Genomic DNA, 10158 nt, shown 5'->3' with positions numbered 1-10158 from the left:
ATCAGCCGGCGCGGGATCAGCCGGCGCGGAGATCCAGCAGGCGGGCGCGCTCGCCGGCGCGGATGGGCGCGGGATCTCCATCGCTCCCGCGGGGAGGCCGGGCCGCGGGCGCTGGCAGCTCCCCCCCCCGCTGCCACTGCCGGCGGAGGCCGAGCAGGCTCTCGCTCGGCGGGGCCGCGGCTGCGACGCCAGGCCCATGGTCGTGCGCCGCCGGCGGCTGCCGCAGCAGCGGCCATGCGGCAAGGGCGAGCAGCGCCACCGTACCCAGCGCCGCGAGGCTCGTCCGCCGCACCAACCGCCGGCGGCGGACCCTCGCCACCGCCGAGGCCACCCGAGGCGGGTACGCGGGCCGCGGCGCAGGCGGCACGAAGGCGTCGAAGTCTCGCTCAGCCATGGTGCACTCCCTCCGGATGGACGACGATTGGCGCAGCCGCGTCCGGCTTCGATCGATCGTCTAGGGCGTTGCGGGCTTCTCGCAGGCCCCGGGCGTAGCGATCGGCCGCGGTGCTCCGCGAGACGCCCAGCGCATCGGCCAACCGCTCGACGGTGAATCCGTACGCGTGGCGGAGCACCACGGCGTCGCGTAGCTCCGGATCGAGCTGCGCGAGCGCCTCGGGCAGATCGCCCCTAGTAGGTGGCGTCTCGCCGACGGGACGGCCGCCGCGATCGTGCCATCGGGATCGTCGCTCGGCGGCGCGCCGCGCGTTCAGGGCGGCGTTGCGGGTCAGCCGGCACAGCCAGGCCGCGGGGTCGCGGACGCGGCGGATCTCGCGCGGCGGCCGCTGCAGCGCGGCGACGAAGGCCGACTGCACCACGTCCTCGGCCTCGGCCGCCCCCACCATGCTCTCGGCGTATCGCACGAGCGGGCCGGCGTGGCGGCCCCAGAGCGCGCGGGCCGCGGCGTCCTCGCCCCGGCGCATGGCGCGCAGCAGGTCGCGATCGGTGCGCGAATCGCCGACTGGCGGAACGTCGGCCACGCGGCTAGCGGTCCGGCGCGGTGGTGTCGCGGATGCGCAGGAGCGACGCATGCCCCTTGGCCGCCTGCGTGCGCACCTGGCCGTAGGACGGCACGGTCAGGATGGCGATGGGGCCGAAGTCGCCGGCTTCCAATCGAGCACCCCAGGCCGCAAGCCGCTCCTCCGCGTCCTCGGCCAGCCACGCATCGATCAGCAGGTCGTAGGCATCCACGGTGCGGTCGATCGCCTCGCGGAACCGCGGCCCATCCATGGCGGCAACGGCTCGCTCCTCGGCCTCGAGGCCCTCCCAGTTGTCGCCGATGAACCCCTCGGCGAATCGCCGACCCGCGTCGGGCCCGCGGTACTTGGTCGCCAGCAGGCCGACCATGTCCTGCTCGATGGTGAGCGCTCCCACGAGGTTGAAGGGGTCCTCCGGATCGAAGCCGAGCGCGGCGGCGTGCAGCGCCTCGCGCTGCGCATCGGCGAGGCCCGGCTGCTCGAGCAGCCAGGCGGCCTGCACGCACGCCGAGTGCGCCATCGAGACCGCCACGAGCGAGCTGATCATCGTGAAGTCCGACGCGACGTGCCGCGCCATGCGCAGCGTCGCGGCGAGCCGCTCGGCGGCGCCGGACAGATCGCCCGCGGCCGCCACCCGGCGGGCATCCACGATGAGCAACCACGCCGACTGCCGCATCGAGCGCAGGTGCGGCAGCAGCGCGTCGAAGCCGTCCTCGTATCGGATCTGGAAGTCGCACGACGGGACGCTCGATGCGCGGATGAGCCCGGCGACCGAGCTGGATCGCTCTACGAGCAGCCGAGCGGTGGCGCCGCCGGGCCGCAGTTCGCCCGGGATGTCGACGGCGACGGACACCCCGTCCTCATCCTGCCGCGAGAGGCGGTCGGCGGCCTCGCGGACCGCGTCGGCCAGTTCGGCGTCGTTGCCGAGGATCTCCATGATCCGCCAGTAGTCCAGGGCGGCGTTGAGCTCGGCCCGCTGGCCGACGCGGGGCCCTGCCTGGGCCAGAGCGTGAGCCGCCGGCAGGGCGGTGCCGCAGGCCGCGGCCAGCACCGCGAGCAGAGGGACCATCGTGTTCGGAATTCGCTTGGGCATCCTCGTCCTCCGGATTGACTGGAGCATTCGAATCGGCGTCTCCGCCGCTACCCATTCGACACCGCCCGCGGGCCGGTCGTCCGGCCGTGCGCGGAAAATCTCGGCTCGCGGCGTCTAGCCTCGGCGTCTATGGCACCGCACACGGACACCGGAGCGCCACTCATGCTGGGCGTCAGCGGCATGCGGGGCATCGTCGGGAAGAGCCTGACGCCCGAGGTCGCGCTGCGGTACGCCGCGGCCTTCGGCGGGTGGCTCCGCGAGCGAGACCGCATCGGCATGGTTGCGGTCGCCCGCGACGGCCGGCGGGGTGGGGAAGCGATCTACGAGGCCGCCATCGCCGGTCTGCTAGGTGCGGGCTGCGCCGTGACGCGGCTCGGCGTGGCGGCCACGCCCACGGTCGGCCGCGTCGCTGCCGACCTGGACGGCGCCATCATCGTCACCGCCAGCCACAACCCGCAGGCGTGGAACGGGCTGAAGCTGCTGCTCGCCGGCAGCGTGGACATCGACGAGGAGCCCTTCGAGTTTGCGTGCGCGCCGCCCGCCGACATCGCCGCCCAGATCATCGAACGCTTCCACGGCGAACCCCGCTGGGAGACGGCCGCCGCCGATCGACCGCTGGAGGACCACGCCGAGGCCGCGTACGAGCACTGGATGAGCCTAGCCGGGGGCCTGCTCGGCGTGCTGCCCGAGGCCTTGCTCGACCGCTGGAACGACACGGGGTCGATCGGGCTGCGCTTCGTCGTCGACGCGGTGAACAGCTCGGGCTCGACCATCGCCGTGCCCTTCCTGGACTACCTGGGCGGGGTGGTCCCGCTGCACTGCGGCAACTCGGGCGTCTTCCCGCACACGCCGGAGCCGACGCGGGAGAACCTCTCGGGCGCGGGGGGCCTGTGCTCGGTGGTGCCCGGCGTCGGGGCGGCCGCGGGCTTCGCGCAGGATCCTGATGCCGATCGGCTGGCCATCGTCGACGAAACGGGCGCGTACATCGGCGAGGAGTACACCTTCGTGCTCGCGGCCCTCGCACTGCTCGAGCACGATCGACCCGACGACGCGGTGCTGGTGGCCAACCTGTCCACGAGCCGCATGATCGACGACGTGGCGGCGCGCTTCGGGGCCCGGGTCGAGCGGACGCCCGTGGGCGAGGCCCACGTGGTGCAGCGGATGATCGAGCGCATGCAAGCCGGGGACAACGTCATCCTGGGCGGAGAGGGCAACGGCGGCGTCATCTGGCCGAGCGTCTGCTTCGTGCGGGATTCGCTGTCGGCCATGGCGCTCACCGTGCTGCTGCTGTGCCAGCGTGGGCGGCCGCTGAGCGAGATCGTTGCCGAGATCCCGCGGTACGCGATCATCAAGCGGACCCAGCCGCTGGCGCGCAAGTCCGACGCCGAACCGGCGATCGAGGCGGTCGCCGAGGCCTTCGCGGCGCGGGGCCGCGTCGACCGGCAGGACGGCGTCCGCGTCGACCTAGAGGAGCAGCGGGCCTGGTTCAGCGTCCGCGCGAGCAACACCGAGCCCATCCTGCGGCTGATCGCCGAGGCCCCCGACGAGGCGACCGCCGCGGCGCTACTCGACGAGGCGGCCGGCCTCGTGCCGAACTAGCCGTCCGACTCGGTGCCGGACGACTCATCACCGGGCCACCCGAGGCCGAGCCACGCCTCGTAGGCGTCGCGCTGCTGCCTGGTCGGCTCGTCGGCGTGGTCCAGGTCCCAGCCGCTCGGCGGCTTCGCGACCGTCTCGACGTCGAGGGTCTGCAGCTCGCCGTTGCGGAAGAAGGCCAGCGACAGGACGTCTCCGGGCTCGGTGCGATCGAGCAAGTCGTCCATGGCGGCCGGGGTCGCCCGCAGCGTGCCGACCGCGACGATCAGGTCGCCCGCGATGAGCCCGGCGTCGAAGGCGGGGCGGCCATCGACAACCGATCGCACCTCGGCGAAGCCGTCGCGATCCCGCAACCGCACGCCGATATCGGCGCCGTCGTCGGGCTCGCGGGGCGTCAGCTCGAGGCCGACGAACGCCAGGTTCCGCTCCAGCGGCAGATCGCCCGGCGTGTTGGCGACGTCCGCCAGCATCCGCACCGCCTCGCTCCGCGAGAAGTTGCCCACGCGGGACAGCGCGTCGGCCATGTCGAGCAGCGTGAAGCCGCCCGACTCCAGCGGGTGCCGGCGGTACAGCTCGGCCATCACATCGTCGAGGCTGCTGCGATTGGCGGTGTTCTCGCGGATCCACAGGTCGAGCACGAGGCTCGCGAGCGCGCCCTGGCCGTAGAAGTTGACGTCGATGTTGGACCAGTCGGCCGACCGGTTGTTGAACTTGATCCAGGCGTCGAAGCTCGAGCCCGCGAGGGACTGCACGAGCAGCCCGGGCGCCGCGCGCGTCGATCGCACGGTGCCCTCCATGCGGTCGAGGTACTCGCGGACGTCGATCAGCCCGGTCCGCACGAGCGTGAGGTCGTCGTAGTAGCTCGTGGTGCCCTCGGCAACCCAGAGCAGATCGGTGTAGTTCTCGCGCTGGTAGTCGTAGGGCGTCAGGCCCGCCGGCCGCAGCCGCTTGACGTTCCAGGCGTGGTACATCTCGTGGCTGACCAGCCCGAGGAAGCCCTCGTAGCGCCCCTGGTCGGTGAAGCTGGCCGGCCGGGCCTGCATGATGGTCGAGTTGAGGTGCTCGGTGCCGCCACCCAGCGTCGGCCCGACGTGGATCTGGAAGACGTAGCGGCCGTAGGGCAGCGGGCCGTCGCCCTCGTACATCTCCGCCTGGTGCTCGACGATCTTGGCGAAGTCGACCGCGAGCTCCTCGAGGTCGGCCTCGTGCCGGCCCCAGATGACGATCTCGTGCGGCACGCCGCGGACCACAAACCCCGTGTAGTCGTGCTCGCCGACCTCGAACGGGCTATCGACCAGCGTGTCATAGTCGACGGCCGCAAAGGTATCGTCGAGGAGTGGGTGGGGATCCAGCCCCGTCGAGACCCTCCAGCCGCGGGGCTTGCGGAACCCGACCAAGAGCGGCTCGCCGCGGCGTTCGTCGGTGTACAGGAAGCAGGACGACGGACTCAGGAAGGCGTGCGTCGCGTCGGCGTGCCGCGTGCGGTTGTTGATCGAGTTGGCGTAGATCGTGTAGGTGATGCGCAGCTCGTCGACGCCGCGGGTTGGGAAGCGCCAGGTCGCCTTGTCCACCCGCTCGTGCGGCACGGCGTTCCCGCCGCCGTCGACGCCCTCGATCGTGCGGATCGTGCCCGCGGGGTCCAGAATCTCATAGCGGCCCGGCCGCCAGGTGGGCAGCCGGACCTCGACGGCGTCCCGCTCCAGGTTCCGCATCGTCTTGGTGATGGTGACCAGCTGCGAACGCGACCGGCTGAGGTCCACGTCGTACCGCGTGCGGGCGTCGCCGATCCAGGAGCGCACGTCCGACCTGGGGTCGTCCGGCCCGTAGGGCTGGGCCCACGCGGGCAGGGCGAGCAGCAGCACGACGATCGCGATCACGCGGGCGGGCATGGGCACCTCCTGGACGCCTCGGACCTCCTCGGCCTCGGGGCATGGCCACCGAGCATGGTTGGACCGAGCGACCCCCAGGGCCATCCGCCTCCGTCCCGGTGGATGCCGCACCCCGCCGGGCTTCCGGATCGGGGCGGGTGGCCGTGCCCTCTACCATGCTCCCGTGCCGATACTCGCGGCCTCCAACCTGGCGCTGTCCTACGGCGACGACGTCATCCTGCAGGGGTGCGCGCTGTCGATCGAGCCGCAGGAGCGAGTGGCGATCGTCGGCGCCAACGGCACGGGCAAGTCGAGCCTGCTGAAGATCCTGGCCGGCGTGCTCCAGCCCGACGCCGGCGAGGTCAACCGCCAGCGGGGCGCACGGATCGCCTACCTCGCGCAGACCCCCGAGGTGCCCGAGGGCGTCACGCTCCGCGAGCACGCCGCCGAGGCCTTCGAGGAGCTCAGCCGGCTGCACCACCAGCTCGAGGCCGTGTTCGAGAAGCTCGGCGACGCCACCGGCGAGGCCATGCAGAAGCTGCTGGCCGAGCAAGCGCGGCTCGAGTCCCGCATCCAGGCCGCCGGTGGATACGCGGTCGACCATCGCATCGACGAGGTGCTGCACGGGCTGGGCTTCGTCGATGCGCAGTTCACGCTGCCGGTCGCCAAGCTCAGCGGCGGCCAGCGGGCCCGGCTCGCGCTCGCCCGGGCGCTGCTCACCGAGCCCGACGTGCTCCTCATGGACGAGCCCACCAACCACCTCGACGTGCACGGCCGCATCTGGCTCGAGGAGTTCCTCGTCGACACGTTCAAGGGCGCGGTGGTGCTGATCGCCCACGACCGCTCGGTGCTCAAGCGGGTGGCCCAGCGCGTCGCCGAGGTCGAGCGCGGCCGCGTGATCACCTACCCCGGCGGCTACGACGCCTTCCGCACGCTGCGGGTCGATCGGCTCCGCACGCAGATGGAGGCGTGGGAGCGGCAGCAGACCAAGTTCCGCCAGGAGCAGGCCTTCATCGACAAGTACAAGGCGGGCCAGCGGGCCAAGCAGGCGCGGGGCCGCGAGAGCCGCCTCGAACGAGCCCGCGCCGACTCGACCATCGAACGCCCCGTGGAGTTGGCGGTCTTCGAGCCCAGCATCCCGCCGGCGCCCCGGACGGGCGACGTCGTGCTGACCGCCAGCGGCCTGGCGATGGAGTTCCCGCGGGACGACGGCTCCACGCTCACGCTCTTCCGCGACCTGGACATCAAGATCTCGCGGGGCGAGCGCTGGGGCATCGTCGGCCCCAATGGCGCGGGCAAGAGCACGCTCGTCGAGTGCCTGCTGGGCCGACGCGAGCCGACGGCGGGCGCGGTCAAGCACGGTTCGGGGCTGAAGGTTGGGTACTTTTCGCAGAGCCGCGACGACATGGACCCCGAGCTGACCGTGCCCCGGTACATCCAGCGGACGGTCGCCCGCATCGCCGACGAGGACGAGGGCCCCGACAGGCCCAGGACGCTCAGCGAGCAGGAGTCGCGGGACCTCGCCGGCGCGTTCCTCTTCTCGGGCGATCGCCAGGAAGCACCGCTCTTCGAGATGTCGGGCGGCGAGAAGGCGCGGGCCGCCCTCGCGGGGCTGCTGGCGTGCGGCCGCAACGTTCTAGTGCTTGATGAGCCCACCAACCACCTGGACATCCCCAGCGCCGAGCGGCTCGAGGCGATGCTGTCGCCCGCGACGGCCAAGAAACGCGGGGCCTTCGAGGGCACCCTGATCATCGTGAGCCACGACCGGGCGCTCGTGGACGCGGTGTGCGACAACCTGCTGGTGTTCGACGGCAGGGGCGGCGTCAAGGTCTTCCTGGGCAACTGGAGCCGGTGGCTCGAGAGCCGCGCACCCGCAGCGTCGTCGACCCGCAATGGGGCCGCGCCGAAGAAGCCCGAGCGATCCGCGTCCACGAATGCACGCACGCCGACGACTAATGGCTCGGCGCGGCCGAAGCCCGGCAAGAGCAAGTACTCGTGGATGTCGGTGGACGCGCTGGAGGAACGCATCGCCGAGCTGGAGGGGGCCGTGGCGGGGCTCGATCGCACGCTGGATGACCCGGAGATCTGGAAGGACGCGGTGCGGGCGGCCGGCATCAACGCCGAGCGGGACGGTGCCAAGGCCGAGCTGGACGCACTGGAATCGGAGTGGCTGAACCGTGTCGGATAGCGCACCGCACAACGAGAGACGCAGGCACGCCCAGCGGATCAAGCTGGGCATCATCGTGGCGTGCACGCCCTGGCTGCTGCTGGGGCTGCTTGGGCTCGTGGCCGCCGGGGTGACCAGCGCCCGCGCCGCGCGGCTCCCGCTCGAGGAGCTCCGCTCGCTGTCGATCGCGACGCTCGCCGTGGCCGCGCTGGTCTCGCTCACGGGCATGGCGATCGCGATCCTCGGAGGCGTCCGGCTGCTGGCGGCGCGGCATCCGGGAGATGCGCCGTGAGCCCGCTGCTCCGCTGGATGGGACGCATCGCGATGGCGCTGGGCGTGCTCATCATGGCCGCCGGCCTCCTGATGGCGCTGCTGACCTACGCCGAGATGATCCAGGGCGCCCTGGCCGACCCGCTCGCCGAGAGTGCGGCCGGGGATGCCGAGCCGGAAAGGGCCGCCGCCGATCGGATGCTCCAATGGGCGATCGTCGGCGGCTCGGGGCTGCCGCTGTCGATCGTCGGCTTCATCATCGCACGGATCGCCCGCAAGAACGCGAGGCGGCGGAAGATGATCGGCTAGCCGGTCACGCCGCTGGCCGCGGACGGGTATCCTGCCGCATGGCACTCGACCGCGACCAGATCACCAGGCGGGCGGCCAAGGAGCTCCGCGACGGCTACGTCGTGAACCTGGGCATCGGCATGCCCACGCTCGTGGCCAACCACATCCCCGACGGCATGGACGTCTGGCTCCAGTCGGAGAACGGCCTGCTCGGCATCGGTCCGTTCCCCACCGATGACCAGGTGGACGCCGACCTCATCAACGCCGGCAAGCAGACGGTGACCGCCCGCACCGGCGCCAGCTTCTTCAGCAGCGCCGAGAGCTTCGGCATGATCCGCGGCGGGCACATCGACATGTGCATCCTGGGCGCGATGGAGATCAGCGAAGAGGGCGACATCGCCAACTGGATGATCCCCGGCAAGATGGTCAAGGGCATGGGCGGGGCGATGGACCTCGTCGCCGGCGTCCGCAAGGTCGTCGTCACGATGGACCACTGCAACAAGAAGGGCGAGCCCAAGATCGTCAAGGCCTGCACGCTGCCGCTCACCGGCCAGCGGTGCATCGACATGGTCATCACCGACCTGTGCGTGCTGGAGATGGACCACGACAAGGGCCGCTTCGTGCTGACGGAACTGGCGCCGGGCGTAACGGTGGACGAGGTCAAGCAGAAGACCGCCGCCGAGATCCTGGTCGCCGACGACGTACGAGAAATGGCGGCCTAACGCCGCCCGCATTCTCCTCTTCGACTCGATACGAATCTCGACGGGCTTAGCCGCCACCCTCCGCCGGGGGCGGAGCGGGATCCTCCGGCGACTCCACCGGATCGCCGTCCGCGGGAGCTTCTGGCAGCGCGGCGGGGGTCGCCTCGGCTTCGACCGCCGGCGGCGGCGTGGTGACGACCTGGCGGCCCAGCGTGTCGTTGATCAGGCTTTCGATCTCGGCGGCGATGTCCACCTCGAAGGGCTCGTTGGGGACGCCGGCCTCGTCGGCCTTCTGCTGGGCGGCCTCGATGAACGACTGCAGCTGCACGTTCGTCGGGTTGTCGATGACCGTCGTGTTGCCCTGGTCGTCGAGCTGGCTGATGGGATCGAGCACCGGCTGGATGTCGTCCATCGTCAGCGTGCGCTCATCCAGGCCGCGCTGCAGCCGCTGCACGGCGAGGATGCCGGCGGCCTTGTCCTCGGCGCTCAGCGAAGAGGCCTGGAGCTTGTTGGTCTCGACGAACTCGAGCACGCCGATGGGCAGGATCGGGTGATCCTCGAGAGCCTCGGCGATCCGGCCGAACTCTTCGAACGTGATCTGCTTGTTCTTGAAGGCCTCGGCGAGCTGGTCGACCTGGACGATGATGCGGCGCTTCTGGTCGGCGGGCAGGTCGCTCTGCTGCACCACCGCGGTCATGCCGGCCTTCATGCCCGAGGCGGTCCAGCCCCGCCAGTTCATCATGACGATCACGGCGCCGATGATCGCCAGCACCACGAGGACGCCGACGACGGCGAGGCAGCCAACGAGCAGGTTGCCCCTACGGGCAGTAGAGCGATATCGAGGGAGGCGTGGCATGGGCCTGGTGTACTCCGTGCTGGGGGGCGGGGCGGCGTCCGGCCGCCGGCCGGTCGGGGGCGACGGTGCGGCCCCGTCCTTGACGCTGGGAATCATCGGGTTAGGCTTTCACCGCGCTGGAGAACCGATCCCCGATAGCTCAATGGTAGAGCGAGCGGCTGTTAACCGCTAGGTTACAGGTTCGAGTCCTGTTCGGGGAGTTTGGCGGGCCCGCACCACTTGGACGCGAGCCGTCCATGCATCGGGCGATCATCTCGATCGCGCACCGGATCGGCGCTCGACCCCGGCAACGCCAGAGATGTGCCGGCCTGCCCGCATTCGCGCGTCAGGATGTTGGCGGATGCC

General features: G+C 71.4%; 10 protein-coding genes and 1 tRNA gene. 6 read left to right on the top strand and 5 right to left on the bottom strand.

Features of this window, described 5'->3' with window-relative positions:
- Positions 1-16: 16 nt before the first annotated feature.
- The 3 genes from AAFX79_00400 to AAFX79_00390 are packed head-to-tail and all read right to left on the bottom strand — an operon-like array spanning position 17 to position 2067.
- Positions 17-394 carry a hypothetical protein gene (locus tag AAFX79_00400; GenBank protein ID MEO1007008.1) on the bottom strand — a complete coding sequence of 126 codons (378 nt, stop codon included), beginning with the start codon at positions 392-394 and terminating at the stop codon, positions 17-19.
- Positions 387-977 carry a sigma-70 family RNA polymerase sigma factor gene (locus AAFX79_00395; GenBank protein MEO1007007.1) on the bottom strand — a complete coding sequence of 197 codons (591 nt, stop codon included), beginning with the start codon at positions 975-977 and terminating at the stop codon, positions 387-389. The genes AAFX79_00400 and AAFX79_00395 overlap by 8 nt, the downstream gene beginning before the upstream one ends.
- A 4-nt stretch (positions 978-981) precedes the next feature.
- Positions 982-2067, bottom strand: a complete 1086-nt coding sequence (locus tag AAFX79_00390; GenBank protein MEO1007006.1) for a hypothetical protein — start codon at positions 2065-2067, stop codon at positions 982-984.
- 129 nt (positions 2068-2196) lie between these two features.
- On the opposite strand from AAFX79_00390, the gene AAFX79_00385 reads away from it, so the two are divergent.
- Complete coding sequence (locus AAFX79_00385) at positions 2197-3666, top strand: phosphoglucosamine mutase (GenBank protein ID MEO1007005.1); 1470 nt, start codon at positions 2197-2199, stop codon at positions 3664-3666.
- Here AAFX79_00385 and AAFX79_00380 read toward each other — a convergent pair.
- Complete coding sequence (locus AAFX79_00380) at positions 3663-5552, bottom strand: PDZ domain-containing protein (GenBank protein MEO1007004.1); 1890 nt, start codon at positions 5550-5552, stop codon at positions 3663-3665. The genes AAFX79_00385 and AAFX79_00380 overlap by 4 nt on opposite strands.
- Positions 5553-5715: 163 nt before the next feature.
- Here AAFX79_00380 and AAFX79_00375 point away from each other — a divergent pair, with 163 nt between their 5' ends.
- From AAFX79_00375 to AAFX79_00360, 4 genes are read left to right on the top strand one after another with little or no spacing between them, the layout of a single operon-like run.
- Positions 5716-7719 (top strand): ABC-F family ATP-binding cassette domain-containing protein, encoded by a 2004-nt coding sequence (locus AAFX79_00375; protein ID MEO1007003.1) that lies wholly within the window; start codon positions 5716-5718, stop codon positions 7717-7719.
- Complete coding sequence (locus tag AAFX79_00370) at positions 7709-7990, top strand: hypothetical protein (GenBank protein ID MEO1007002.1); 282 nt, start codon at positions 7709-7711, stop codon at positions 7988-7990. Before AAFX79_00375 ends, AAFX79_00370 begins: the two co-directional genes overlap by 11 nt.
- A complete protein-coding gene (locus tag AAFX79_00365) occupies positions 7987-8277 on the top strand; it encodes a hypothetical protein (GenBank protein MEO1007001.1) in 291 nt (96 codons plus the stop codon). Before AAFX79_00370 ends, AAFX79_00365 begins: the two co-directional genes overlap by 4 nt.
- Before the next feature lie 38 nt (positions 8278-8315).
- The gene (locus AAFX79_00360) at positions 8316-8978 is read left to right on the top strand and encodes a CoA transferase subunit B (protein MEO1007000.1); all 663 of its coding nucleotides are present in this window, start codon (positions 8316-8318) and stop codon (positions 8976-8978) included.
- Between the two features lie 46 nt (positions 8979-9024).
- Here the strand turns inward: AAFX79_00360 and AAFX79_00355 are convergent, their stop codons facing one another.
- Complete coding sequence (locus tag AAFX79_00355) at positions 9025-9813, bottom strand: hypothetical protein (protein MEO1006999.1); 789 nt, start codon at positions 9811-9813, stop codon at positions 9025-9027.
- Positions 9814-9941: 128 nt separating this feature from the next.
- Here AAFX79_00355 and AAFX79_00350 point away from each other — a divergent pair.
- A tRNA-Asn gene (locus tag AAFX79_00350) sits at positions 9942-10013 on the top strand.
- Positions 10014-10158 lie beyond the last annotated feature (145 nt).

This window comes from Planctomycetota bacterium, assembly GCA_039819165.1.
Classification (GTDB): Bacteria; Planctomycetota; Phycisphaerae; order Phycisphaerales; family UBA1924; genus JAHCJI01.
The sequence above is the reverse complement of the archived record's forward strand: the minus strand, read 5'-3'. Positions and strand labels throughout refer to the sequence as shown.